The following is a 23,869-nucleotide window of genomic DNA, read 5'->3' as shown; positions in this document are numbered from 1 at the left end:
AAGGGCCACCACATCGAGAGTGCTCACTGCTTCCAGGCGTAGTGCAGCCGGTCCAGGCCGCTCTGGTTGTTCACCGTCAGGCTGAGCCGCGTGCCCGTGCCCTGGAGCGTGGTGAGGGAGTAGGTGTCACCGTTGCGCAGGCCGGGCCAGTAGACCGAGCCGAGGCCCAGTTCCCGGATGGTGTCGGTCGCGGCCTGTATGTAGGCGATCTCGTTGGAGGTGCCGGCCGGGCCGTTGTAGTCCAGGCCGGTGGTCATCGAGGCGCCGAACTCGTCGAGGATCGTGCGGGAGGCACAGTCGCCGATGCGGCTCTTGAAGTCGGCCTTCCACTGGTCGACGCTGGTCCAGTCGGTGTGCCAGAAACCGTAGTTGTGCAGGGCCAGGCGGACGCCCTTGAGACGCGGGTCGGCACAGACCGGCTTGACGTCCTCGCTGTACTTGTAGCCGCCGATGAGGATCCGGTCGCGGGGCACGTTGCCGTGGGTCCGCACCCACGTCGCGGCGATGTCGGTCCACTCCTGCGCGGTGTAGCCGAACGGCTCGTTCATCGGCTCGAAGTACACCTTGGAGTTGCGGGCGTAGGCGGAGGTGATCCGCGCCCACATCCGGTCCCAGGACGCCTGGTCGTCGATCTTGCCGTCCTTGGCGTTGTCGGCCTCCCAGTAGCCCAGGATGACCTTGAAGCCCTTGGCGGTGGCGGCGTCGATCGCGCCCCGGTACGACTTCCAGAACGGCCCGTTCACCGAGGTCGGGTTGACCGGGAGGCGGACGGTGTTGGCGCCGAGCTTGGAGAATCCGCCGATGATCGCCTTGGACTTGGCGTAGGTGGTGGCGTAGCTGTCGGAGGTGGACAGACCCGAGGGCACGACGGCGTCGTGTGCGTAGTTGTCGCGCGGGTCGGCCCAGTTGACGCCCTTGAAGTCGCTGACGGGCGGCGGAGTGGGACGGTGGGCGGGAGAGGCGGCCGCGGGGGAGGCGAACGCTCCACCGAATGCCGTGACGCAGGCCAGGAGCGCCCCCGCGGCGGCAGTCCCACGCTGGTTCTTGTCGGACACGACATCCCCTTCTGAGCATGTGCAAGGGTGAGCGGTCGCCGGAGGGACCGTTCATGAGAGCACGAAACTAGAAGGGTTCTCGAACAGAGGTCAACACATCAGCACATAAAGTTTCACTCAGGTGGGAACCCGACCTCAGCTGGACTTCTCCCCGTCCGAGGACGACGACGACATGTCCTCGAGGTTCTTGCGCGCCTTGTCCGAGAGCTGCTCGTTCCCCGCCAGCACTCTCCGGTAGTACTGCGCGCCCTTGTCCTTGGCCATCGGGAAGTCCTCCTCGAACTGATCCGCCTCGTGGTAGGGGTCGCCCTGCTTGGTCAGGGCGCTGCGCATGGCCTTGCCGGCCCCGGGGAACCTGCGCTCCTCGGACTCCCTCATGATCCCGTAGAGCATGGCGGCGGCCCGCTTCTGTGTGACGCTCATCCCGGCGAGGAGTTCCTCGTCCAGCGCCTCACCGCGTGCGGCGGCCGCGACCATCGGCTCGTGCTCGGCGTCCAGCGCCTTGACCAGCTCGTTGTACGTGGTCCCGAGGTCCTCGCTCCCCGGGTACTGGTCCTTCTTGTTCGACGTGATGTACGGCCCGGCCCCGCGGCCCTTGTTCACCGTGTACGGGCCGAAGGGGCTCTGGCCGGGCCCGAACGTGGGCGCCTCCTGGCCGCGTTTCCTGGCCCGCTCGTTGGCCCTGCGCAACCGGCTCAGCGCGTCCATGGGCTTCTCCTCGGCCGGGCCCTCGCCGTTGTCGCCGCCCCGGGGCATACGCTGCACGGCCACGAAGGCGGCGTTTCCGGCGGTGCGCTGGAGGGACAGCGCCGTGTCCGGGGTCACCTGCCCGCCGGCCGCCAGCCGGGCCGCCCGGGGGTCGTCCTCGTGCGGCCGGAGCGCGGGCCGGTGCGGGTGTCCGGCCCGCGCGTCCGCCTCCGATTCCGGGGCCCTGCCGTGCCTGTGCATCCGCATCATCCTCGTCTCGGTCCGGTGCGCCCGGCCCAGTCTCCGAGGGCTCACGGGGTACGGACAGCGCCCGCGGGCCAGACTTCCGGGCACACCTCCCTGCGCGAAGGGCCCCGTGCCGCTGCGGCTCCCGTGCCACGTGGGCCCCGTACCGCTGTGGCTCCCGTACCGCGTGGGCCCCGTACCGCGTGGGCCCCGTACCGCTGTGGCTCCCGTGCCGCTGTGACTCAGCCGCCCACCGTCAGCCCCGAGCCGGACAGCCGCACCCGGATGCCGTCCTCCTCCACCCGTACGTCCTCCAGCTTCACGTCTCCCTGCTCCGGCTTCGGCAGTTCGAAGGCCAGGGCGAGCCGGTCGGCCAGGACGGGGCGGGTCAGGCGCGACAACTCCCCGAGGAGGTCGGGGTCGAGACCCAGGCTCCTGAGCACGTCGGGGTTGTCCAGGGCGAGGTCGATGAGGTTCAGGCGTTCGGCCTGGCGGGCGAAGCGCGGGGAGCCGGTCAGCTCGGCGAGCTTGCCGTCGTCGGCCAGGGCCTGGTTCACGGTCGCCTCGGGCACGCCCATCCGCCGCACGATGGCCGGGACCGACAGCAGCGCCCTGGCCTTCCGGGTCTCCCGGGCCAGGTCTGCGCTCGCCTTGGGCGTCAGGTGCAGCCCTTCCGAGGGGCGCTTGCCGGGGCGGTAGGTCGCCAGGTCGCCGATGTCCAGGCGCATGCCGCCGATCTCGGTGGCGATGCCCCGCTCGCCCTGCCGCTGGATCCGGGCCTCGGCCCGCAGCTTCAGGTTGTGCCCGGCGACGGGCAGGGTGCCGCGCGCCCGTACCCGGTCCCGGCCCTCGCCGGTGAAGGTCACCTGGGAGGCGCCGAGTTCGCGGTTGAGGTCCTCGAAGGACAGCATGACGTCCCCGTCGAACCGGGGGACGTCCGCGCCGCGCACGGACGTCAGCCCGTCGGCGTTGAGCGTCACGTCATGGGCCGTGGCCGACACCTTCGCGAGCGAGACGCGGTCGGCGGCGACGTCCGGAACGGTCAGCTTCACCGACTCCAGCCGCTTGTCGGCGAGTTGGGTGAGGAAGGGGAAGCCGCCGATCTCCACCTCGGGCGCGGCGGCCAGGTCGAGGCGGTCCTTGAGGGTGTCGGCGGCCCGGTGCTCGGCGTACAGCACCGCCCAGCGGTCGCCGAGGGCGGCGAACGAGGCGAGGACGACCAGGCCGACGACGGCCTTCACCGCGAACGGCAGGCCAGCGAAACGATTCTTCCGACGCCGCTTGCCGCCGCGGCGATGGTCCGGCGGCGCCCAGGCGTCCTCGGCGCCCGCAGTGCGTTCCTCCGGGAGGAACTCCTCCAGAGGGGTCTCCTCCAGAGGCCCGTCGTCGAGGGCGGCGAGCTCCTCGTACGGGTTCGGACGGGGATGCGCATCGAGGTGGTGGGGGGTACGCATCGATCCATCCGACCATGCGCACCGCCCCCACCCGCAACTCGAACCCCCGGTATGCGACCTACTTCACGATCGTGATCCGGTCCGCCTTCGGCGGCGCGATCGGGTTCGACGCCGAGGAGTTGGCCGTCAGGTACTGCTCCAGCGCGGTCAGGTCGTCGCTGCCGACGACGTCGTTCGTGCCCTGGCCGAGGGTCGGGAAGCCGTCACCGCCACCCGCGAGGAAACTGTTCGTCGCGACGCGGTAGGTGGCCGCCGGGTCGATGGCCGAGCCGTTCAGCCTGATGCTGTCCGTGACCACCCGGTCGGCGCCGGACTTGGTGAGGTCCAGGGTGTAGGTCAGGCCGGACGACACCTGGAGGATCTTCGGGGCCGCCGCGTTCGGGCCGGACACCTGCTCCTTGAGCGCCTGGATCACCTGCGCGCCCGTGAAGTTCTGCAGGTTCACGGTGTTCGCGAACGGCTGGACCGTGAAGCCCTCGGCGTAGGTGACGACACCGTCGCCCTCGGCGCCCTTGGCCGTGTAGGTCAGCGGCGCGCGGATACCGCCCGGGTTCATCAGCGCCAGGTCGGTCTCCGGGTCGAGCTGCTTGCCGTGCGCGAGCTGGGCGTCGGCGATGAGGTCGCCGAGCGGGGACTCGGTGCCGGTGTTGTTGATGTCGCCGGAGATGTAGCCGATCGCGCGGTTGCCGATGGGCGCGGCCAGGGTGTTCCACTTGGCGATCAGCTCGGTCATGTCGGGCGCCTTGGGGACGTCCCGGGTGACCACGCGGTTCGCGGACTTCACGGCCGTACGGGCGATGTCGCCGGTCCTGCGGTCGTAGGTCAGCGTCGTGTCGGTGTAGAGGCGGCCGAAGGACGCGGCCGAGGTGACCATGCGGGGCTTGCCCGCCGGGTCGGCGATGCTGCACACGTACGCGTTGTGGGTGTGGCCCGTGACCAGCGCGTCCACCTGCGGCGTGACGTTCTTGGCGATGTCGACGATCGGGCCGGAGATGCCGTCACCCGCGCCCGGGGAGTCACAGTCGTAGTTGTACGACGTCGACGCCGGGAAGCCGCCCTCGTGGATGAGCGCGACGATCGACTTCACGCCCTGCTTCTGCAGCACCTTGGCGTACTTGTTGATCGTCTCGACCTCGTCCTTGAAGGACAGGCCCTTGACGCCGTCGGCGGAGACGATGTCCGGGGTGCCCTCCAGGGTCACGCCGATGAAGCCGACCTTGACGCCGTTCTTCTTCCACACCCAGTAGGGCTTGAGGATCGGCTTCTTGGTCTTCTCGTCGAGGACGTTGGCCGCGAGGTAGGGGAAGTCGGCGCCCTTGAACTTCTTGTCCGAGTAGCAGCCGTCCTTCGGGTGGCAGCCGCCGTTCTGGAGACGGCCGAGCTCCTTGGCGCCCTCGTCGAACTCGTGGTTGCCGACGGAGGTGACGTCGAGGTCGAGCTTGTTCAGCGCCTCGATGGTCGGCTCGTCGTGGAACAGCCCGGACAGCAGCGGGGAGGCGCCCACCATGTCGCCGCCGGCGGCCGTGATGGAGTACTTCTCGCCCTTGCGGGCCTGCCGCAGATGCGTGGCGAGGTACTCGACACCACCGGCGTCGATCGTCTTCGTCGTGCCGTCGGGCTGCGTCTCGGTGACCCGGCCGGAGGAACCGGCGGGCGGCTCCAGGTTGCCGTGCAGGTCGTTGAAGGACAGCAGCTGGATGTCCTGGTAGCGGCCGTGCCCGTGGCCGTACCCGCCCTTGCCGTACTCCTCCCCGGCGGAGGCCGAGCCCGGCAGCCCGGCAGCGGCCAGCGCGCCGACGGTGACGACACCGGCGGCGAGAGCGGCGAAACGGTTCGTACGACGTCTGCGGCGGTCCGGGTCCGCCGGTGAAGTGGCTGGCATACGCCCCCCTTTGGGTCTGCTGGGACAGTGATGTCGTCCGGCGCAGCCTAGAGTCAACGCGCGTAGCGCAACAGGTGTTTCATGGTTACGGCCTGGTTGCTTCTTTGCCGCCGATTTGCCGGTGGTGCCCCGTACCCTCGTACGCATGACCAGCGACGACACCGTGAGGCCGGGCCACCCCCGCTCGATCGAGACCCTTGCCGCGCTCTCCGCGGAGCAGACCGAGGCCGTGCTCGGACTGCTCGACGAGGCGGCCCGGACCGACGGGCAGCAGGCGGTGTCCGAACAGGGCCGGTTGCAGTTGCGCGGTGGGGAGCGGGAGGGCGTGTCCCATCTGCTGCTCACCGCCGGCGGGGAACTGGTCGGTTACGCCCAGCTGGAGGACACGGACCCGGTGGAGCCGCCGGCCGCCGAGCTGGTGGTGCACCCCGGGCATCGCGGGCACGGGCACGGGCGGGCGCTCGGGTCGGCGTTGCTGGCGGCCTCCGGCAAGCGGCTGCGGGTGTGGGCGCACGGCGGGCACTCCGCCGCCCGGCACCTCGCCCAGGTCCTCGGCCTCACGCTCTTCCGTGAACTGCGCCAGATGCGGCGCTCGTTGACCGACTTCGATGCACGCGAGCCGGTGCTCCCCGAGGGCGTCACGGTCCGCCCCTTCGTCCCGGGCAAGGACGACGCGGCCTGGCTCGCGGTGAACGCCGCCGCCTTCGCGCACCACCCCGAGCAGGGCTCCCTCACCCAGCGCGACCTCGACGACCGCAAGGCCGAGCCATGGTTCGACGCCGAGGGCTTCTTCCTCGCCTTCCGCGGCGACGAACTCCTCGGCTTCCACTGGACCAAGGTGCACGCCGAGGAGGGCCTGGGCGAGGTGTACGTCCTCGGCGTCGGCCCCGGCGCGCAGGGCGGCGGCCTCGGCAAGTCCCTGACCACCATCGGGCTGCGGCACCTCGCGGGACGCGGGCTGCCCACGGCGATGCTGTACGTCGACGCCGACAACAAGGCGGCGGTGTCGGTGTACGAACGGCTGGGGTTCGTCACGCACGAGGTGGATCTGATGTACCGGACGGAGACCTGACGGCTCCGGGCGAGGCCAGGACTGGTGAGCCGGCGGATCAGTGCGCGGTGAGTCCGCCGTCGACGACGAACTCCGCCCCGGTGACGAACGAGGACTCGTCGCCGGCCAGGAACAGCATCGTGGGTGCGATCTCCTCGGGGCGGCCGGCCCGCCGCATCGGGGTCCGGGCGATATCGGGCTGCTGATCCCCCTCCGCGTCGAGGATCTCCTGGATCATCGGGGTTGCGATGACGCCCGGGTGCACGGAGTTCACGCGGACACCCCGAGTCGCGTACTCCACTGCGGCGGTCTTGGTGAGCAGGCGTACCGCGCCCTTGGACGCCTGGTACGCGGCGGCGGCCCCGCTGCCGATCAGCCCCAGGACGGACGAGGTATTGATCACCGAGCCGTTGCCGCTGGCGCGCAGCAACGGCATGGCCGCCTTCATGCCCAGCCAGGTCCCTGTCTGGTTGACCGCGATCACCCGGTCCCACGCCTGACGATCGGTGCCTTCGACACCGGGCCAGTCCACGACGCCCGCGATGTTCACCAGCACGTCCAGCCGCCCGAAGTGCTGCTCGACCCGGGCGATGGCCTCGCCCCACTGCTGTGCCGAGGACACGTCCAGACCGATGCCCACGGCCTCGGCGCCGCCGCTCCGCAGCCGTGCCGCGAGGTCCGCCGCGGCCTCGGCGGCAACGTCGGTGACCATCAACCGCGCTCCTTCGCGCGCGAACAACTCCGCGGTGGCCCGGCCGATGCCACCTGTCGCGCCGGTGATCAGCGCCGTCTTTCCTGCCAGTCGTCCGGTCATGGCGGTGCTCATCTCACTCATCTCGCGTCCCTGTCTCGTGTGCCGGTGTGTCGCGTGTACTGGGGTGTGCCGTCCGCTGGTTCAGAGCGCGGTGAAACCGCCGTCCGCGGCGACCACGGCCCCCGTGACGAAGCTCGAGCGCGGTGACGCGAGGAAGCACAGGACCTCGGCGATCTCCGCGGGTTGTGCCACCCGTCCCAAGGGCTGCGCACCGGCGAAGGACGCCAGGTACGCCCGGCTGTCGGAGCGGAACGTATCCAGGAAGTCGGTCTCGACGACGCCCGCGGCGACGAGGTTGGCGCGGATGCCCAGCGGTCCGCCCTCCACGGCGAGCACCTTGGTCAGCTGGGCCAGCGCGCCCTTGGACGCGCTGTAGGCGGCGCCTTCGGGCAAGGCGACCGTGCACGTGTAGGAGCCGGTGCCGACGATGGCTCCGCCGCCCTGGACCTTCATGGCCCGGAAGGCCTCGCGGGCGAAGAAGAAGGAACCGCGGGCGTTGACCGCCATCACCGCGTCCCAGTCCTCGGCGGTGGTGTCGGTGACGGGCTTGTTCAGGGTGATCCCGGCGTTGTTCACGAGGATGTCCAGCCCGCCGAAGGCGTCCACGGCGGTCCGCACGGCCTGGACGGCGGTCTCCTCACGCGTCACGTCGCCGGTCACCGCCAGGACGCCGGGAAACGTTTCCGGCAGGCTTTCGGTCTCGGGGCGCACGTCGACGGCGACGACCTGGGCGCCGCGCTCGTGCAGCAGCGCCACCGTCTCCCGGCCCACGCCCCGTGCGCTCCCGGTGACGAGAGCGACCTTCCTGGCGAATTCGGCGGTCTGCCGGTCGCCGTCGGCGGTCCCGGTCATGGTGGGCTCCTCTCCTCGGCTCCTTCGATCAGCGCGGTTCTTCGCGTCTGTCGTTCTCCACCGAGACTGGGCGGGTCAAGGGCCATCGCCCAGGCCGCACGCTGCCTGGGTGCGGCACACCCAGGCAGCGCCAGGACCTCATGCCTAGCCTGGACGCATGGCTGACAACCACCTGGGCGACTTCCTCCGCGCACGCCGTGCCGATCAGCGGCCGGAGGACGTCGGCATGGCGAGCTACGGGACCCGCAGGGTCGCCGGGCTGCGCCGTGAGGAGGTCGCCGTCCTGGCCGGAGTGAACGCCGACTACTACACGCGCCTGGAGCAGGGTCGCGAACGCAACCCCTCACCCCAGGTGCTCGACGCCCTCAGCAGCGCGCTGCGGCTCGACGCGGATGCCCGCGCGCACCTGTACCGGCTTGCCGGAGCCGCTCCGGGCGATCAGGTCGCCGTACACACCGCCGACTCGGTCAGCCCCGCGCTGCGCCAGCTGATGGACGGCTACCCGCACACACCGGCCCTCGTCCTCGACCGGGCCCTCGATATCCTCGCCACCAACGCCCTGGCCGACGCCCTCTACGCGCCGTTCGACCCGGCGGACAACCTGGCGCGTATGACGTTCCTCGACCCCGCGGGCCGGCACTTCTACACGGACTGGGACCGGGCTGCCCAAACCACCGTCGCCAACCTGCGCCACGCGGCGGGCTTCGACCCGAACGACCCTCGGCTCCGGGCACTGGTCCGCACCCTCACCGAGCGCAGCACGGATTTCACCCGCCTGTGGAACGCCCACACCGTGCGCGGCAAGACCCGGGACGCCAAGCACCTCCTCCACCCGGACGTCGGCGCCCTCACCCTCATCTATCAGGCGTTCGATGTACGGGACGCGCCCGGCCAGCAGCTCGTCATCTACCACGCCGAGCCCGGCAGCCCCAGCGCCCAGGCCCTGGGCCTCCTCGGCTCCCTCCACGCCACCCGGCGTCCGTCCCAGCCCCGCACCCAGGGGCGGGGCTGACCTCCGCTCACCCGCCAGGCTCGGCCCACGACGGACGCCAGGTCTCCCCCTCGGTCGACCGCGGGCGGGTTGCCAGGAGGTGGTCGCGGAGGGCGGCGAGGCCGGGATGCGGGTTGTCCGTGCGCCAGAGGAGGGAGTGCGGGTAGACCGGGGTCGGGTGACGCAGCGGGATGAGGCGCAGGTCGTGGTCGGTCGGCCAGACGAGTGGAGTTCGTTCGCTGAGGAAGGTCGCCAGCGACGGAGAGCTCGCGATGGTGTCGAGGAGGGCTTCGATGCCGAAGTTGGGGCCGATGGTGTCGATGGTCGGGCCGAAGGTCGCGGCGAGTTCGTCGTAGTACGCGGCCCACTCCGTGCCGGGGGCGTTGCCCGGCATCCAGATCCGGTGCCCGGCCAGTTGCGCGGGTGTCACCGACGTGGCGCGGGCGAACTCGTGGCCCGGGCCGACGCACAGGCGCATCGGCTCGTCCAGGACCGGGACGGCCTCGATACCGTCGGGGAGCCGGTGCCCGGGCATGGTGACGGCACGGAACGTGGCGTCCACGGCCCCGTCCCGCACGGCGGCCACCGCCGTATCGGCGGCGCCGAACAGCGTGACGATGTCCAGGGCGATCTCCGGATGCGCCCGGTGGAAGTCCCGTACCAGTCCGGCCGTGGCGACCCGGCGCCCCACGACGTCCACGCGTAGCGCACGGTCCCCGGGACGCACGGCGGCCACCGCCCGCTCCTCGGCCTGGAGCAGGGCGCGGGCGTGTGGCAGGAGCGCCTGCCCGTCGATGGTGAGCTCCGCCCCGCGCGGTGTGCGGACGAGCAGCCGCACCCCGAGGTCCTTCTCCAGCGCGGCGATCCGCTTGGAGACGGCCTGCTGGGTGAGGGCCAGGTCCACGGCGGCCTTCTGGAACTGCCCGGAGTCGGCGATCGCGACGAAGGCACGTACGGCTTTGAGATCCACGCGGGCAGCCTAGTTGCACAACATGTGGTTGTGCGTTTCACGAGGCTAGTTGTTCTCAATCAGCTCATTGACGGTCGTGCTCACGGTCCTTATGGGCCGGATGTCGAACTACTTGACCCCGTTGCACAACCATACGGAGTGCAGATGCTCGAAGGTGTGCAGAAGTCGGGGCGCGCACTCATGTCCGGCGCGGGCGGGTCGGCAGCACCCGCCCGCCCGCCACGGCATCAAGCCTTCAGCGCTTCGCGGAGCGTGGACGGCTTGAGCCCGAAGGTGTCCTGGATATCGCCGTCGTCCACGACGAACGGACGCTCGGACATGTAGCTCATCTCGGCGAACTCCCGCCACAGAGGATCGGTGAAGGACAGCAGCGCCAGATCCCGTTCGGTGAACGGCTCCAGCCTCGGTTCGGGCGCTCCGTGCAGCTCGGCGAGAACGGTCGCGGCCCGGCGCGGCGTGGTGGTGATGACCGGGGCGTGCCAGGCCCGCCCCCACGCCTGCTCACCCCCGCTCACGGCGACCAGCGCCGCTGCGACGTCCTCGGTGTACGCGTACGAATGCAGCGCGTCGGGATTGCCGTGGAGGAGAACCAGTTCACCCTCCCGGACCCGAGGCGCGACCAGCACCGTGAACGCCGAGACAGCGCCTGGGCCCAGGTACTGGCCGGCGCGCACCTCGGTGACACGCAGCCGCCCTTCGTCGTGGGCGTTCTTGGCCTGCCGCCACAGCTCCGCCCGCACCCGGCCCTTTCGGGTGTGCGGTGCCATCGGGGTGCGCTCGGTGACCGGCCCGGAAGTGCGCTGATAGCCGTAGTGGTTGCCGAGCATCACGTAGTCGGCCCCGGCCCGCTCGGTCGCGGCGAGGATCGAGGCGAACAACGGCGGCATGGTCTCCGGCCAGGTCTGGTAGGCGGTCATGGCGGCGTTGAAGACCGTGGTCGCGCCGACCAAGGCCTCGGCCAGCTCGTCGGTGCGGTTCGCGTCCAGCGCGATCCGTTCGATGCCGGGGTGGTCAGGGCCACTGCCGCTGCGGGTGATGAGGCGGACCCGCTTGCCCCTGTCGGCCAATTGCCTGGCGGTCGCGGTCCCTGTCGCGCCTGCCCCGATGACTGCTGATTCAGCCATGACCTTGTCTCCGTCATCTCTCGAAAATCGGAAGCTTCCCGAAAGGAAGCGTGGTTCGCGGGGCGCCGACCGCGAGCTCAACTCTGCCGTGCGGACACGCGATAGGGTCAGTGGCCTGAATGCCACGAGGTCCAAGGATCCAGCCATGCATCGTGTCGCCGTTCTGGCCGTCCCGGCAGTCAAGCCCTTCGACCTGTCCATGCCGTCGACGCTGCTCGGCGCCGCCGCACCGGAGGGACGCCCCGGCTACGAGGTGACGGTGTGCACCGCCGTGCCCGGTACGGTCGCCGCCTCCGGCGGCATCGAGGTGGTGATCCGGCACGACCTTCGGGTGGTCGAGGCGGCGGACACGGTGATCGTCCCCTCCACTGCCAGTCGGCACGACGCCGACCCGGCCACGCTGGAGGCCCTGCGTGAGGCGGCCGCCGCGGGCAGGCGCATCGCCTCGATCTGCAGCGGCGCTTTCGTCCTCGCCCAGGCCGGGCTCCTCGACGGCCGTGCCGCCACCACCCACTGGGCGCTGGCCGAGGAACTGCAGCGCGCCTTCCCCGCGGTGCGCGTGGACGCGGACCGGCTGTTCGCGCAGGAGGGACAGATCGTCACCGGCGCGGGCTCAGCCGCCGGGATCGACCTGTGCCTGCATCTGATCAGCTCCGACTACGGCGCGGCCGTGGCCAATGCGGCCGCCCGCGCCGCCGTGGTCACCCCGGTGCGCAACGGCGGGCAGGCGCAGTTCGTGCAGACCCCGCTGCCGGCCCGGACCGACTCTTCGTTGGATGCGGCCCGTGTCTGGGCGCTGCAACATCTCGACCAGCCGATCTCCCTGCAGGTCCTGGCCGGTCAGGCCAAGGTCAGTGTGCGGACCCTGACCCGCCGCTTCACCACCGAGACGGGCGTGACCCCGTTCCAGTGGCTGCTCCAGCAGCGACTGCTGCGGGCCCGCGAGCTGCTGGAGACCACCGATCTCACCGTCGACCAGGTGGCTCGCCGCAGCGGCCTCGGCTCCGGCGAATCGCTCCGCCAGCACCTGAGCCGCCAGATCGGCATGACCCCGGCTGCCTACCGAGGCGCCTTCACTCACCGCCCGAGTGCGACGACCGGTCACTGACCGCGCGAGGTTCAGGCCCCTTCCGTGTCCGGCGGCCTCGCGTGGCGATCGTCACCTCCGAGCTCTGCCCCGTCCCCACCCCCGCCGCCGCAGTGGCTCCATCAAACACACTGCCCCCGTCAGCACCGCCCCACCAAGCACCAGGCCCCACCGCTCGTGCGCCGCCACCCACCGTTCGTCCTCCACCGGCACGAACAGGGCCCACCGGCCGGGCCAGAACAGCATGGTCAGGACGGCTGTGGTCAACAGCGCGCCCGTGACCGGCAGTCCGGGCCGGGTGACCTCGCTGAAGCGCACCGCTGCCGCGGCTCCGGCCACCGCCAGGACGAAGGCCGCCCCCGCCTCCAGCGTGAGGTCGCCGACCGGGGGCCGTACCCCCGGCGGCACGAGCAGCAGGGCCACCGCCCACCAGGCCGCCGCGGCCGGTGCGACGAGGGCCGTCCGCAGGGCTACGCGGACCGGGCGCCGGGTCGGCACGGTGGACGTGGTGTGCCGGGCCGGGTCGTCCAGGAGGAAGGTCAGGCCCACCGCGAAGGCGAGGATCGCGGCCCGCAGCAGGTACAGGGAGAGGCCTTCCGCCGTCTCGCCGGTCCGGGTCAGCGCGGCGAGCAGCAGCCCCGCCGCCCCGGCCGCGCCGATCGCCGCCCACGGCACCGTCCGGTGGACGGGGAACACCAGCTGCCGGATCACGAGCACTTGTCCTTCCCCTCGGGCACGGGCAGGTCGAGCAGTTGGGCGGCCCGGGCCGTGGTGACCTTCGGCGCGGTCAGTTCGTCCCAGTGGTCCTTGACCCGCGCCCCGGCCTCACCGCGGGGCAGGTCGAGCAGCGCCCGCAGCACCTCGGTCTGGGCCTCGGTCATGTACAGACCATCGGTGGGCTGGAGCACGTAGGCGGAGCCGGTGACACTGTCGTCGAGGCGCACGCGGCGCAGCGCGTCGAGCGGCTCGGACTCCCAGCCCACGGCCAGCCACATCAGAGGGACCATGCGGCCGTCGCAGATCGAGGTCGCGGCCTTCTCGTCACCCGCGATCAGCACACCGGCCACGGCCGCGGAGAACTCGGGGACGCGGTTGCCGCCCCACGCGGTGCCCACCGTCACCTCGTGCGGCCGCTCCAGCGGGGCCAGAGCGGAGTCACTGGAGAGGCCGTAGCGCGCTTCGATCCGCTGCCGTACGACGAGGTCCTGCTCGTGGGCGCCGCCCCCGGCCAGGGACCGGACCCGGTCCACGGTCCCGGCCCAGTCCGCCACCCGCGGCCCCCACTCGGGGAACGCACAGTACGTCGATCCGTCCCGGCGGGCGCAGGTCCGCACCTGCTCGGGGTGCACGGTGGCGCGTTCGCGTGCCTTGACCAGCTCGGGGGAGTCGCCCGCCGACTGGGCCACTCCGCCGGTCAGCGTCATGGCGAGCGCCCCGGCGACACCGGCGAACACGGCCGGCTTGCGGGCACCGGCCAGGAGCACCGCCAGCAGTCCGAGGCACAGGCCCAGCCCGGCCAGGTACAGGGCGTGCCAGGCGGCCGGCCGGCCCATCAGGTCCGACGGCATGGTGTTGGGGGACGCCTCCTCGATCGCCGGGAGCAGCCACCTCACCCCGTGGTCCATGCCGGAGAGGAAGAGGAAGAAGAACAGGAAGAGCACCACCAGCAGCGGCGCGGCCACAGCGGACCGCACCAGCCCTGCCAGGAGCAGCCCGAACAGCCCGAACAGCAGCACGGTCAGCGGGCCGACGAGCAGTTCGGCCACCGATCCGTGCCCGATCGCACCGGGCCGCAGTGCCTCCCGGCCGAACTGCCCGGCCACGCACACGGCGGTGAGCAGGGCCACGGCCACGACCGACAGTGCGTGGGCGGCCGTACGGCGCCACCGCGGCAGCACCAGCACCGCGAGGTGCCGTTCCGTGTCGTGCCGCCGGGAGCGCAGCGCGGCGAGGTTGACGGACAGCAGGACCGCGAGGCCGACGAGCATCGGCGCGCCCTGGGTGGCCCGGTCGGCGTCCTGGAGGGCCGGGTAGTCGCCCCACGCCCTCCCGCTGCGCCACACCGTCCAGCCGATGTACACCGCGAAGGCCACCAGCACCGGGATCCGGGTCAGCAGCCGGCGCGACTCGAACAGGGCCAGGGCGAACACGGCCTTCCAGGGCCCGCCCCGCTCCTCCCGCGTCCCGGACACGGCTGGTTTCTCCATCAGCGCGGTCATGCCGCCACCTCCGCTCCGGTGCCGTCGAGCGTGAGCAGGTAGCCGTCCTCCAGGGTGGGTTCGAGCAGCTCGGCGCCGGGCGGCGGGTCCCCCACGTTGCGGAAGGTGCCGGTCCCGGTGCGCCATCCCGCCCTCGCCCCGGGGGCCCGCTCGGTGCTGCTCCACACGCGCCCCGCGGCCCGTGCCATCAGCTCGGCCGGGGTGCCCTCGAACCGCACCCGGCCTGCGGCCATGACCACCACGCGGTGGCAGAGCATCGCCACGTCCTCCGTCTGGTGGGTGGACAGCAGCACCGTCCGCCCCTCACCGGCTTCCGCGATCAACTCCCTGAACCGCATGCGTTGTTCGGGGTCCAGCCCGACGGTCGGCTCGTCGAGCACCAGGAATCCTGGATCTCCGACGAGGGCCGCTCCCAGGGCGACGCGCTGCCGCATGCCCCCGGACAGCTTGCGGATCCGCTTGCCGCGTACGTCCGCCAGACCGACCTCGTCGAGCACGCGCCGCACCTCCCGGTGCCGGGCGGCCCGGTCGGTCATCTCCTTCAGGATCGCCACGTAGTCGACGAACTCGAAGGCGGTGAAGTCCGGGTGGAAGCCCGGGGTCTGGGGCAGGTAGCCCAGCCGGCGCCGCACCTCCTGGCGGCCGCGGGCCGTGCCCGGGTCGTGCCCGAGCACGGTGAAGGCTCCCCGGTCGGCGGGCAGGGCGGTGGCGAGCACCCTCAGCAGGGTGGTCTTGCCCGCGCCGTTGGGGCCGAGCAGCCCGGTGACGCCCGCGCTCAGCCGCAGCGACACGTCGTCGAGGGCCCGGGTACCGCCGTAGCGGAGGCTCAGCCCGGAGGCGGACACGGTCGTGGTCATACGGCACGTCCCTGAAAGAGGTCGAATCGGTCACGGAGCAGGAAGAGCAGCCCGGCGGCGAGCGCGGCGACGACCGCCGCCACGCCCTGCCCGGCCACGGTGAACGGCGCGAGCGGTACGTCCGCCCCGGCCCGCAGCACGTCGGCCGCCAGCAGCAGTCCGGCCCACGCCCCGCCCACCAGCGACGGTGCGAGCACCGGCCCGAGACGGGGCATCAGCGCGAGTCCGGTCGCCGTCAGCGCCAGCCCGGGCAGCAGCCAGGCCAGCGCCCGCAGCCCGTAGTCGGGCAGGGCGAGGGTCGCGAGCCCGTTCAGCCCGAGCACGACGGCCAGCACGGCCACGGTCCGGATCATCAGCAGCCGGAACCCGTGCATCGGCGCGACGACCGCCATCTCGTACGTCGGATCCAGCACGGGCCCGTACGACAGCGCCACCCCGGCCAGCGGCAGCAGCGGCGCGAGGGCCAGGAACAGGGTGGGGAACCCCCCGCCGTCCACGGCATGCCCGGAAGCCGCCACGCTCAGCAGCAGCACGGCGACGACCGCCCCCAGCCAGGACCGCCGCAGCACCGGCGTCGCCGCCAGCAGCCGCGCGGTGTGCCCGGCCACCCCGGCCCGTACGAGCAGCAGCTCCAGCAACCCCTTGCGGGGTGCGTCGAGTTCGGCGTCGAGCCGGTCCCATCCGGCGTCCAGGGCGACGGGATCGCTGACCTCGGCGAGCACCGCGCGGCACTCCGCGCAGGACGTCAGATGTGTGTCGGCGGACCAGAGCGCGGGGGCCTGCAACTCCCCTCGCGCATAGGCGCGCAGTTCCTCTTCGGACACGTGCCAGCTCATGCCAACGCCTCCCGCAGCTGCTTCCGGGCCCGCATCGCCCGTGTCTTGACCGTCCCGGGCGGTATTCCGAGCAGTACGGCCGCCTCCCGGGTGGTCAGCCCGTCGATGACGGTCGCCTGCAGCACCGCCCGCAGCTCCGGCGACAGCCGGACCAGCGCCCCGGCGAGGTCCCCGTGCTCCACCCCCGCGAGCACGCGTTCCTCCGCCGACGCCTCGTCCCGGTGCCGCAGTCGGGCCAGGGCCTGCCGCATCCGCCCCCGCGCACCGTCGCCCCGCAGCGCGTCCACCAGCCGCCGCGAGGCGATGCGCCACAGCCACCCGGCCGCGTCCGGGGAGTGGCCCTCCTGCCGGTGGCGGGCCGTGCCCCTCCACACCGCGAGGAACGTCTCCTGCACCACGTCGTCGACGACCCCGGGATCGGCGCTCCGCCCCCGCAACCGGGCCCGGAGCCATGGCGCGTAGCGCCGGTACAGCTCCTCGAAGGCTCGCCGGTCGGCGTCCGCGGCTATGGCCCGCAGCAGCTCCCCGTCGCTTCTCGTATCGCTCACGTCTCCTCATCGGACGGCCCGGCCCGAACGGTTCACAAAACCACGCTTGACTTTTCCCACCCCCTTGCACCACCCTTTCACTACTCAATTAGTGAAAGGGTGGTGCAGCAGTGGTCGAGTACCGCATCGACCGGCGCAGCGGCGTCGCCACCTACGTCCAGATCGTCCAGCAGACCAAACAGGCCCTGCGCCTGGGCCTGCTGGAGCCGGGCGACAAGCTCCCGACGGCCCGTGAGGTGGTGGAGGCCACCGCCATCAACCCGAACACGGTCCTCAAGGCCTACCGGGAGCTGGAGCGCGAGGGCCTGGTCGAGGCCCGCCGCGGACTGGGCACGTTCGTCCGCAAGGCCCTGAGCACCGCCCCCGCCGACTCCCCGCTGCGCGCCGACCTGGACGCCTGGGCGGTCCGGGCCCGCGAGGCCGGCCTGGAGCGCGAGGACGTGGCCGCCCTCTTCACTTCCGTACTCGACGCGCATTTCGCAGACTTCAAGGGGGACGCATGACCGACACCGCCATCGAGGCGGCCGGGCTGGGCAGGAGGTTCGGGCGCCGCCGCGCCCCGGCCCTGGACGGCTGCAGCTTCCGGCTCCCCGCGGGCCGCGTCTGCGCCCTCACCGGCCCGAACGGCGCCGGCAAGTCCACCCTGCTCGCCCTGGCCGCCGGGCTGATCCGCCCCACCGAGGGCACCGTCTCCGTACTCGGCACGACCCCGGCAGCGGCCCGCGAGCGCCTCGCCCACGTCGCGCAGAACAAGCCGCTGTACCCCCAGCTCACCATCGCCGGGACCCTGCGGCTGGGCCGCGACCTCAACCCCCGGCGCTGGGACGCCCGCGTCGCCGAGCGGATCGTCGCCGAGGGCGACCTCGACCCCGACACCAAGATCCGGACACTCTCCGGCGGCCAGCGCACCCGCGTCGCGCTCGCCCTCGCCCTCGGCAAACGCCCCGAACTGCTGCTCCTGGACGAGCCGATGGCCGACCTCGACCCGCTCGCCCGGCACCAGCTGACGGCCACGCTCATGGCCGACGCCGCCGAACACGGCACCACGGTTGTCATGTCCTCGCACGTCGTCGCGGAGCTGGAGGGCTCCTGCGACCACCTGCTGCTGCTCGGCTCGGGCCGCGTCCGGCTCGCCGGGCCGCTCGACGACCTGCTCGCCGCGCACACCCTGGTCACCGGCCGGGCGGGCCAGGACCTCGACCCGCACACGGTGGTCGAGTCGCGCACCACCGGCCGCCAGCTGACCGCCCTGGTCCGCCCCGATGGCCCCCTCGGCGACGGATTCCAGGGCGATCGCCCGTCCCTGGAGGAAGTGGTCCTGGCCCACCTGCGCTCCCCGGACGCCCCGCCGCTCCTGCTCGACGCGCGGGAGGCCGCCGTATGACCGCCCTCGACGCCGTGACCACACCAGCCGTCACCCGGCGCACCTCGCCGTCGCGCGGCCTGGTCCTGGCCATGCTCCGACTGCACCGCACGGCGCTGCTGTTCTGGCTGGGGCTGGTGGTGGTGGCCGCCGGGGCACTGCTGTGGGCGATGGGCCCGGGCGCGGACGCCGCCTGGACCGAGTACACGGACATCGGCTGCGACCCGGCCCGCCCGGACCCGGGCTGCGACTTCCCCGGCGCCGCGAACAGCCGGTACGAGACCGCCGTGGCGGTCGGCATCGGCCTCGTCAGGCTCCTCCCGCTGCTCGCCGGGGCCTGGGCGGGCGGCGCCCTCATCGGCCGCGAACTGGAGAACGGCACCGCCCAGCTCGCCTGGACCCAGTCGGCCGGCCCGGCCCGCTGGCTGGCCGCCAAGCTCGCGGTCCCGGCCCTGCTGCTCGTGACGGGCGCGCTCACACTGACGCTGCTGCACCGCATGCTGTGGTTGTCGGACCGTGCCCCGATCAGCTTCATGCAATGGCGCGCGTGGCACGACGACGGCATCTTCGAGATCAACGGCACCATCGCCGCCGCCCAGGCCCTCGCCGCCCTGGCCCTCGGTGCCCTGGCGGGGGTGCTGCTGCGCCGGGCGCTGCCCGCCCTCGGCGTCGCGGTCCTGGCCGTCGTGTCACTCGTCTACGTCGCCGACGCACTGCGCCCGCACCTGTGGCCGGTGCAGACCCTCGCGACCACCCTGGAAGACGGCACCCCCAGCCTCGACAGCATGATCGTCGAGACCGGCGCCCTCACCGCCTCCGGTGCCCGCGTCCCGATCCCGTCGTGCTCGGGCGAGCCCGGCTGTGACGCCAGAAACGGCATCACCCACTACTACACCGACTACCACCCGGCCTCCCACTTCTGGCCCCTCCAGCTCATGGAGACCGGCCTCCTCCTCGCCGTCGCCGCCCTGGCGGCCGCGACCGCCTTCGTCCTGCTGCGCCGCCGCACGGGAGCCGCCGTATGACCGCCTTCGCCCTGCGGCCCCGCCGTCAGGGAGCCGCCGTATGACCGCCTTCGCCCTGCGACCGCGCCGTCAGGGAGCCGCCGTATGACCGCCCTCACCGCGGCGACCGCCCCCGCCGCCCGCCCCGCCCCCCACCGGGGCGGCCTGCTGCGGGCGGTGCTGCGGACCCACCGCACGGCCCTGGTCCTGTCGCTGCTGGCCCTGGCCGCCGCGACCGCCGCCCTGGTCTGGCTGCACTCCCTGGGGGACGAGGCCCGGGCGGGCGTGAGCGCCTGCGCCACGCCCCCCACTGACGGGCTCCCCTCCTGCGCGGCGGTCGAGGCGATCACCGTCGACGAGGTGTACGCGAACGGCATCGCCGTGATCGCCACCGCCCTGTCCTGGGTGATGTTCCCCGTGGCCGCCTGGGCGGGCGGCGCCCTCATCGGCCGCGAGCTGGAAAGCGGCACCGCCCAGCTCGCCTGGACCCAGTCCGTGCGCCCCCTGCGCTGGCTGGCCGCGAAACTGGCCGCCCCGGCCGCGCTGCTCACCGCCGGCACCGGCGCGCTCGTGCCGCTGAACGTCTGGGCCCGCGGCGACGGCAACCCCGACCTGGTCGGCGACTGGTACTACCCGGACGCGTTCGTGTCGACGGGCCCGGTGGCCGTGGCCTACGCCCTGGCCGGACTCGCCCTCGGCGCCCTCGCCGCACTGGTGTGGCGCCGGGCCCTGCCCGCCACGGGGGTGGCCCTCGCCGCCTCCCTGCTCCTCCACAGCCTCCTGGAACGGTACCGGGAGGACCTCTGGCCGACCGTCAGCCGCATCGCGCCCGGCAGCATCGAGCTGCCCCGCTCGGCCTTCCAGGTCACCTGGGACACCCCCGCCCCGCACGGCGTCCAGATCAGCCACGCCACGTTCCACCCGCAGTCCCACTTCTGGCCGCTCCAGTACGTGGAGAGCGGCCTGCTGCTGGCCGTGGCCGGCACCGCGACGGCCGCCGCCTTCCTGCTGCTGGCCCGCCGCCTCCCCTGAACCCGGTCCGCGCGTCCTTCCACGGGGGGATGGACGCGCGGCCCGCCCTTCGGGGACACTCCGTGCCGCCCGCCCGGCCTCCGTGACACTCCATGCCGCACGGCCGACGCGGGCACCGTGACACCGCGCGACGCACACCGACGCCGGCACCACGACACCTCGCGGCCCGCGCCGGCTCCGAGAACCGTCCACAGCCTGTGGGCAGACGGCCCGGCCGCCTCTCCCGGCCCTGTGGACGCCCGCGGGCCGCCCCCCGGTGTCCCGCACGTCATGTCTCCGTAACCATCGATTCAGACGGGCTTGCGAAGCTCGGCCAATGAATCCCGCCGTGCCCGAGCCTCCCCCGTCCCGCGAGGGCCCCGAGGGAAACGGGAGCACTCACGTGACGTCTTCGCTCCCGCCCGCGCTGTCCGACGCGCCCGTGATGCTCGCGGCGCGGAAGAATGGGTCCATGAGCCAGCCGAACACCCAGGCACAGGTCCAGCACGCGCAGCCCTCCGTGGGCTCCATAGCAGCCCACCGCCCCCACACGGTGGCCGCGGCCGTCTCCGATCTGGAACCGGACATCGACGCCGACCTCGACGCCTACGAGGAGTCGCCGTACGACGGGCCCCAGCTGCCGCAGGGGCGTTTCCTCGACCGGGAGCGCAGCTGGCTCGCCTTCAACGAGCGCGTGCTCGAACTCGCCGAGGACCCCGACACCCCCCTGCTGGAGCGGGCCAACTTCCTCGCGATCTTCGCCAGCAACCTGGACGAGTTCTTCATGGTCCGGGTGGCAGGCCTGAAGCGCCGTATCGCCACCGGCGTGGCCACCCGCTCCGCCTCCGGCCTCCAGCCGCGCGAGGTGCTGGAGATGATCTGGGCCCGCTCGCGCGAGCTCATGGCCCGGCACGCCGCCTGCTACCACGAGGACGTCGCCCCCGCACTCGCGGAGGAGGGCATCCACCTGGTCCGCTGGAACGAACTGCAGGAGAAGGAGCAGGCCCGCCTGTTCACCCTGTTCCGGCACCAGATCTTCCCCGTGCTGACCCCGCTGGCGGTCGACCCGGCGCACCCCTTCCCGTACATCTCCGGCCTGTCCCTGAACCTGGCCGTCGTCGTGCGCAACCCGGTCACCGGCCACAAGCACTTCGCCCGGGTGAAGGTGCCGCCGCTGCTGTCGCGCTTCCTGGAGAGCTCCCCGGGCCGCTACGTCCCCATCGAGGACGTCATCGCCGCGCACCTGGAGGAGCTGTTCCCGGGCATGGAGGTCCTGGAGCACCACGCCTTCCGCCTGACCAGGAACGAGGACCTGGAGGTCGAGGAGGACGACGCGGAGAACCTGCTCCAGGCCCTGGAGAAGGAGCTCATGCGGCGCCGCTTCGGGCCCCCGGTGCGCCTGGAGGTCGAGGAGTCCATCGACCGTGAGGTCCTGGACCTGCTGGTGCGCGAGCTGAAGATCAGCGAGGCAGAGGTGTACCCGCTGCCGGGTCCCCTGGACCTCACGGGCCTCTTCCGCATCGCCTCCCTGGACCGGCCGGAGCTGAAGTACCGCAAGTTCGTCGCAGGCACCCACCGCGACCTCGCCGAGGTCGAGTCGGCCTCCGCGCCGGACATCTTCGCCGCGCTGCGCGAGCGGGACGTCCTGCTGCACCACCCGTACGACTCGTTCTCCACCTCCGTCCAGGCCTTCCTGGAGCAGGCCGCCGGCGACCCGGACGTCCTCGCGATCAAGCAGACCCTGTACCGGACTTCGGGCGACTCCCCCATAGTCGACGCCCTCATCGAGGCCGCCGAGTCCGGAAAGCAGGTCCTGGTCCTGGTCGAGATCAAGGCCCGCTTCGACGAGCACGCCAACATCAAGTGGGCGCGCAAGCTGGAGGAGGCCGGCTGCCATGTGGTCTACGGCCTGGTCGGCCTGAAGACCCACTGCAAGCTGTCGCTGGTGGTCCGCCAGGAGGGCGAGACGCTCCGCCGCTACAGCCACGTCGGCACCGGCAACTACCACCCGAAGACGGCCCGCCTCTACGAGGACCTCGGCCTGCTCACGGCCGACCCGCAGGTCGGCGCGGACCTCTCGGACCTCTTCAACCGCCTCTCCGGCTACTCGCGCCGGGAGACCTACCGCCGTCTCCTGGTCGCCCCCAAGTCGCTGCGCGACGGCCTGGTCTCGCGGATCGCCAAGGAGGTCCAGCACCACCGTGCGGGACGCCCCGCGCACGTCCGCATCAAGGTCAACTCGATGGTCGACGAGGCCGTCATCGACGCCTGCTACCGCGCGTCCCAGGCGGGCGTGCCGGTGGACATCTGGGTGCGCGGCATCTGCGCGGTGCGCCCGGGCGTGGCCGGCCTGTCGGAGAACATCCGGGTCCGCTCGATCCTCGGCCGCTTCCTGGAGCACTCCCGGGTGTTCGGCTTCGGCAACGGCGGCGAACCCGAGGTGTGGATCGGCAGCGCCGACATGATGCACCGCAACCTCGACCGCCGGATAGAGGCCCTGGTCCGGGTCACCGACCCGGCCCACCGGGCGGCCCTGAACCGGCTGCTGGAGACCGGTATGTCCGACTCCACCGCCTCCTGGCACCTCGGCCCGGACGGCGACTGGACCCGGCATGCGACCGACGCGGACGGACAGCCCCTGCGCAACGTCCAGGAGATGCTCATAGACGCCCGGAGGCGCCGGCGTGGCACAGCAACACCTTGACCCCACGGACCCCCGGTCCAGGCACGACGGGCCCGTCCCCACCGGAGACGCCCTCGCGGGCTATCTGCGGGCCCAGGCCACGGAGTTCCTCCGGGCGCTGCGCCTGCACCGGGAGACGGGGTCGGGGCCGAACGGCTCCGGGGGGTCCGCCGAGGCGGCCCGCGCCCTGCGCCGCTCGGCCCGCCGCATCAGCGCCAGCCTGCACTCGTTCCAGTCCCTCCTCGACGCGGAGTGGTCCGAGACGATGCGCCCCGAACTGGCGTGGGTGTCGGGGACGCTGGCGATGGAGCACGCCTACACGGCCCGCCTGGAACGCCTGTTGGCGGCCCTGCACCGGTTGTCGGGCTCCACGGCCCTCCCGTCCCAGCCGGCCGCCCCCGCTGCGGGCGGTCGTCCCGCCGGGGCGGCACCCGCCCCGCAGCGGGCGGCACCCCGCGACGCCGGACCGCGCACCGCCCCGGCCTCCGCACCGGAACGCGGCAACCTGACCGTGGGTGCGGCGAAGGCGGGCGCCCTGCTCGACCGCCAGCTCACCCTCGCCCGCACCCGGGCCCACTCCACGGCACTGGAGGCCCTGGGCAGCAGCCGCTTCCACGCCGTCGCGGACAAGGTCGCCGTCCTGGCCAGCGAGGTCCCCCTCACCAAGACCGCCGCCACCACCGACCTGCGCCCCTTGGCCCGTGCCGCCGAGGACCGCCTCGCCGACGCGGTGACCGCCCTCCCCCTGCTCACCGCGGGGAACCCGTACAACGCCACGGCCCTCGTCCACGGTCTGTCCCCGGACACCGTCCCGCACCCGCAGGACGCCCCGTGGCACCAGGTCCGGCTGCTGCTGCGCCTGCACCGCTACGCCCGCGAGGCCGTCAGCGGCCCGAAGGGCAACGCCGTGGTGGATCTGCGCCTGCTCTCCGCGGGCCAGGCCCTGAACCGGCACCGCGACGCCTCGGAGGCGGCGGCAGCGGCGGCCCAGGCGGCCCGTACCCCGCGCATCGCCCCGGCCACGGCATACGCCCTCGGCGTGCTGCACGCCGACCAGCGGCACGAGGTGGAGGCGGCGCGCTTCGCGTTCCAGCAGGCCTGGCAGAAGGAGACCGTGGGCGCGTCATGACCGGGC

General features: G+C 72.5%; 22 protein-coding genes. 9 read left to right on the top strand and 13 right to left on the bottom strand.

Annotation, left to right across the window (positions count from 1 at the left end):
- Positions 1 to 23: 23 nt before the first annotated feature.
- From ACFCXS_RS31290 to ACFCXS_RS31275, 4 genes are all read right to left on the bottom strand, one after another.
- Complete coding sequence (locus ACFCXS_RS31290) at positions 24 to 1,055, bottom strand: glycoside hydrolase family 5 protein (protein WP_376646725.1); 1,032 nt, start codon at positions 1,053 to 1,055, stop codon at positions 24 to 26.
- 135 nt (positions 1,056 to 1,190) lie between these two features.
- Entirely contained in the window at positions 1,191 to 2,003 is an 813-nt protein-coding gene (locus ACFCXS_RS31285; protein ID WP_376646724.1) for a hypothetical protein, read from the bottom strand.
- Positions 2,004 to 2,230: 227 nt separating this feature from the next.
- The gene (locus ACFCXS_RS31280) at positions 2,231 to 3,442 is read right to left on the bottom strand and encodes a DUF2993 domain-containing protein (protein WP_376646723.1); all 1,212 of its coding nucleotides are present in this window, start codon (positions 3,440 to 3,442) and stop codon (positions 2,231 to 2,233) included.
- Positions 3,443 to 3,500: 58 nt separating this feature from the next.
- Positions 3,501 to 5,324: a bifunctional metallophosphatase/5'-nucleotidase gene (locus ACFCXS_RS31275; RefSeq protein WP_376646722.1), complete on the bottom strand. Its 1,824-nt coding sequence runs from the start codon at positions 5,322 to 5,324 to the stop codon at positions 3,501 to 3,503.
- 145 nt (positions 5,325 to 5,469) lie between these two features.
- Here ACFCXS_RS31275 and mshD point away from each other — a divergent pair, with 145 nt between their 5' ends.
- Positions 5,470 to 6,396, top strand: coding sequence for a mycothiol synthase (gene mshD / locus ACFCXS_RS31270; protein ID WP_376646721.1), 927 nt, complete (start codon positions 5,470 to 5,472; stop codon positions 6,394 to 6,396).
- A 37-nt stretch (positions 6,397 to 6,433) separates the two neighbouring features.
- Here the strand turns inward: mshD and ACFCXS_RS31265 are convergent, their stop codons facing one another.
- On the bottom strand, positions 6,434 to 7,189 hold the full coding sequence (locus ACFCXS_RS31265; RefSeq protein WP_376646868.1) for an SDR family NAD(P)-dependent oxidoreductase: 756 nt from the start codon (positions 7,187 to 7,189) through the stop codon (positions 6,434 to 6,436).
- Between the two features lie 81 nt (positions 7,190 to 7,270).
- Positions 7,271 to 8,041, bottom strand: coding sequence for an SDR family NAD(P)-dependent oxidoreductase (locus tag ACFCXS_RS31260; RefSeq protein ID WP_376646720.1), 771 nt, complete (start codon positions 8,039 to 8,041; stop codon positions 7,271 to 7,273).
- 157 nt (positions 8,042 to 8,198) lie between these two features.
- Here ACFCXS_RS31260 and ACFCXS_RS31255 point away from each other — a divergent pair, with 157 nt between their 5' ends.
- Positions 8,199 to 9,053: a helix-turn-helix transcriptional regulator gene (locus ACFCXS_RS31255; RefSeq protein ID WP_376646719.1), complete on the top strand. Its 855-nt coding sequence runs from the start codon at positions 8,199 to 8,201 to the stop codon at positions 9,051 to 9,053.
- A 7-nt stretch (positions 9,054 to 9,060) separates the two neighbouring features.
- On the opposite strand, the gene ACFCXS_RS31250 is transcribed toward ACFCXS_RS31255, so the two are convergent.
- Both ACFCXS_RS31250 and ACFCXS_RS31245 read right to left on the bottom strand, forming a co-directional pair.
- Positions 9,061 to 10,002 (bottom strand): LysR family transcriptional regulator, encoded by a 942-nt coding sequence (locus ACFCXS_RS31250; RefSeq protein ID WP_376646718.1) that lies wholly within the window; start codon positions 10,000 to 10,002, stop codon positions 9,061 to 9,063.
- A gap of 227 nt (positions 10,003 to 10,229) precedes the next feature.
- On the bottom strand, positions 10,230 to 11,126 hold the full coding sequence (locus ACFCXS_RS31245; RefSeq protein WP_376646717.1) for an NAD-dependent epimerase/dehydratase family protein: 897 nt from the start codon (positions 11,124 to 11,126) through the stop codon (positions 10,230 to 10,232).
- Between the two features lie 145 nt (positions 11,127 to 11,271).
- Here ACFCXS_RS31245 and ACFCXS_RS31240 point away from each other — a divergent pair, with 145 nt between their 5' ends.
- Positions 11,272 to 12,234: a GlxA family transcriptional regulator gene (locus ACFCXS_RS31240; protein ID WP_376646716.1), complete on the top strand. Its 963-nt coding sequence runs from the start codon at positions 11,272 to 11,274 to the stop codon at positions 12,232 to 12,234.
- Positions 12,235 to 12,285: 51 nt separating this feature from the next.
- On the opposite strand, the gene ACFCXS_RS31235 is transcribed toward ACFCXS_RS31240, so the two are convergent.
- The 5 genes from ACFCXS_RS31235 to ACFCXS_RS31215 are packed head-to-tail and all read right to left on the bottom strand — an operon-like array spanning position 12,286 to position 16,673.
- Positions 12,286 to 12,924, bottom strand: coding sequence for an ABC transporter (locus ACFCXS_RS31235; RefSeq protein ID WP_376646715.1), 639 nt, complete (start codon positions 12,922 to 12,924; stop codon positions 12,286 to 12,288).
- Complete coding sequence (locus ACFCXS_RS31230; protein WP_376646714.1) at positions 12,921 to 14,432, bottom strand: ABC transporter permease; 1,512 nt, start codon at positions 14,430 to 14,432, stop codon at positions 12,921 to 12,923. The genes ACFCXS_RS31235 and ACFCXS_RS31230 overlap by 4 nt, the downstream gene beginning before the upstream one ends.
- Positions 14,429 to 15,289 carry an ABC transporter ATP-binding protein gene (locus ACFCXS_RS31225; protein ID WP_376646713.1) on the bottom strand — a complete coding sequence of 287 codons (861 nt, stop codon included), beginning with the start codon at positions 15,287 to 15,289 and terminating at the stop codon, positions 14,429 to 14,431. The genes ACFCXS_RS31230 and ACFCXS_RS31225 overlap by 4 nt, the downstream gene beginning before the upstream one ends.
- Positions 15,286 to 16,125: a zf-HC2 domain-containing protein gene (locus ACFCXS_RS31220; RefSeq protein WP_376646712.1), complete on the bottom strand. Its 840-nt coding sequence runs from the start codon at positions 16,123 to 16,125 to the stop codon at positions 15,286 to 15,288. Before ACFCXS_RS31220 ends, ACFCXS_RS31225 begins: the two co-directional genes overlap by 4 nt.
- Entirely contained in the window at positions 16,122 to 16,673 is a 552-nt protein-coding gene (locus tag ACFCXS_RS31215) for an RNA polymerase sigma factor (protein ID WP_376646711.1), read from the bottom strand. The genes ACFCXS_RS31220 and ACFCXS_RS31215 overlap by 4 nt, the downstream gene beginning before the upstream one ends.
- A 110-nt stretch (positions 16,674 to 16,783) precedes the next feature.
- Here ACFCXS_RS31215 and ACFCXS_RS31210 point away from each other — a divergent pair, with 110 nt between their 5' ends.
- The 6 genes from ACFCXS_RS31210 to ACFCXS_RS31185 all read left to right on the top strand — a co-directional run bounded on the left by ACFCXS_RS31210 (position 16,784) and on the right by ACFCXS_RS31185 (position 23,863).
- Positions 16,784 to 17,176, top strand: a complete 393-nt coding sequence (locus ACFCXS_RS31210) for a GntR family transcriptional regulator (RefSeq protein WP_104787686.1) — start codon at positions 16,784 to 16,786, stop codon at positions 17,174 to 17,176.
- The gene (locus ACFCXS_RS31205) at positions 17,173 to 18,057 is read left to right on the top strand and encodes an ABC transporter ATP-binding protein (protein ID WP_376646710.1); all 885 of its coding nucleotides are present in this window, start codon (positions 17,173 to 17,175) and stop codon (positions 18,055 to 18,057) included. Before ACFCXS_RS31210 ends, ACFCXS_RS31205 begins: the two co-directional genes overlap by 4 nt.
- Positions 18,054 to 19,061 carry an ABC transporter permease gene (locus ACFCXS_RS31200; RefSeq protein ID WP_376646709.1) on the top strand — a complete coding sequence of 336 codons (1,008 nt, stop codon included), beginning with the start codon at positions 18,054 to 18,056 and terminating at the stop codon, positions 19,059 to 19,061. Before ACFCXS_RS31205 ends, ACFCXS_RS31200 begins: the two co-directional genes overlap by 4 nt.
- Before the next feature lie 84 nt (positions 19,062 to 19,145).
- The gene (locus ACFCXS_RS31195; protein WP_376646708.1) at positions 19,146 to 20,072 is read left to right on the top strand and encodes a hypothetical protein; all 927 of its coding nucleotides are present in this window, start codon (positions 19,146 to 19,148) and stop codon (positions 20,070 to 20,072) included.
- A gap of 451 nt (positions 20,073 to 20,523) precedes the next feature.
- Complete coding sequence (locus tag ACFCXS_RS31190) at positions 20,524 to 22,755, top strand: RNA degradosome polyphosphate kinase (protein ID WP_376646707.1); 2,232 nt, start codon at positions 20,524 to 20,526, stop codon at positions 22,753 to 22,755.
- A complete protein-coding gene (locus ACFCXS_RS31185; RefSeq protein ID WP_376646706.1) occupies positions 22,736 to 23,863 on the top strand; it encodes a CHAD domain-containing protein in 1,128 nt (375 codons plus the stop codon). Before ACFCXS_RS31190 ends, ACFCXS_RS31185 begins: the two co-directional genes overlap by 20 nt.
- Positions 23,864 to 23,869: the final 6 nt, after the last annotated feature.

It is taken from the genome of Streptomyces sp. NPDC056373 (assembly GCF_042262425.1).
Lineage (GTDB): Bacteria > Actinomycetota > Actinomycetes > Streptomycetales > Streptomycetaceae > Streptomyces.
This window is presented reverse-complemented; position numbering and strand designations above follow the sequence as displayed.

What these genes read in the sequence shown, in the direction of transcription:
- ACFCXS_RS31285 (WP_376646724.1), bottom strand. Translation starts at nt 2,003, where the DNA reads ATGCACAGGCACGGCAGGGCCCCGGAATCGGAGGCGGACGCGCGGGCC.
- ACFCXS_RS31280 (WP_376646723.1), bottom strand. Translation starts at nt 3,442, where the DNA reads ATGCGTACCCCCCACCACCTCGATGCGCATCCCCGTCCGAACCCGTAC.
- ACFCXS_RS31275 (WP_376646722.1), bottom strand. Translation starts at nt 5,324, where the DNA reads ATGCCAGCCACTTCACCGGCGGACCCGGACCGCCGCAGACGTCGTACG.
- mshD (WP_376646721.1), top strand. Translation starts at nt 5,470, where the DNA reads ATGACCAGCGACGACACCGTGAGGCCGGGCCACCCCCGCTCGATCGAG.
- ACFCXS_RS31265 (WP_376646868.1), bottom strand. Translation starts at nt 7,189, where the DNA reads ATGACCGGACGACTGGCAGGAAAGACGGCGCTGATCACCGGCGCGACA.
- ACFCXS_RS31260 (WP_376646720.1), bottom strand. Translation starts at nt 8,041, where the DNA reads ATGACCGGGACCGCCGACGGCGACCGGCAGACCGCCGAATTCGCCAGG.
- ACFCXS_RS31255 (WP_376646719.1), top strand. Translation starts at nt 8,199, where the DNA reads ATGGCTGACAACCACCTGGGCGACTTCCTCCGCGCACGCCGTGCCGAT.
- ACFCXS_RS31245 (WP_376646717.1), bottom strand. Translation starts at nt 11,126, where the DNA reads ATGGCTGAATCAGCAGTCATCGGGGCAGGCGCGACAGGGACCGCGACC.
- ACFCXS_RS31240 (WP_376646716.1), top strand. Translation starts at nt 11,272, where the DNA reads ATGCATCGTGTCGCCGTTCTGGCCGTCCCGGCAGTCAAGCCCTTCGAC.
- ACFCXS_RS31230 (WP_376646714.1), bottom strand. Translation starts at nt 14,432, where the DNA reads ATGACCGCGCTGATGGAGAAACCAGCCGTGTCCGGGACGCGGGAGGAG.
- ACFCXS_RS31225 (WP_376646713.1), bottom strand. Translation starts at nt 15,289, where the DNA reads ATGACCACGACCGTGTCCGCCTCCGGGCTGAGCCTCCGCTACGGCGGT.
- ACFCXS_RS31220 (WP_376646712.1), bottom strand. Translation starts at nt 16,125, where the DNA reads ATGAGCTGGCACGTGTCCGAAGAGGAACTGCGCGCCTATGCGCGAGGG.
- ACFCXS_RS31205 (WP_376646710.1), top strand. Translation starts at nt 17,173, where the DNA reads ATGACCGACACCGCCATCGAGGCGGCCGGGCTGGGCAGGAGGTTCGGG.
- ACFCXS_RS31200 (WP_376646709.1), top strand. Translation starts at nt 18,054, where the DNA reads ATGACCGCCCTCGACGCCGTGACCACACCAGCCGTCACCCGGCGCACC.
- ACFCXS_RS31195 (WP_376646708.1), top strand. Translation starts at nt 19,146, where the DNA reads ATGACCGCCCTCACCGCGGCGACCGCCCCCGCCGCCCGCCCCGCCCCC.
- ACFCXS_RS31190 (WP_376646707.1), top strand. Translation starts at nt 20,524, where the DNA reads ATGAGCCAGCCGAACACCCAGGCACAGGTCCAGCACGCGCAGCCCTCC.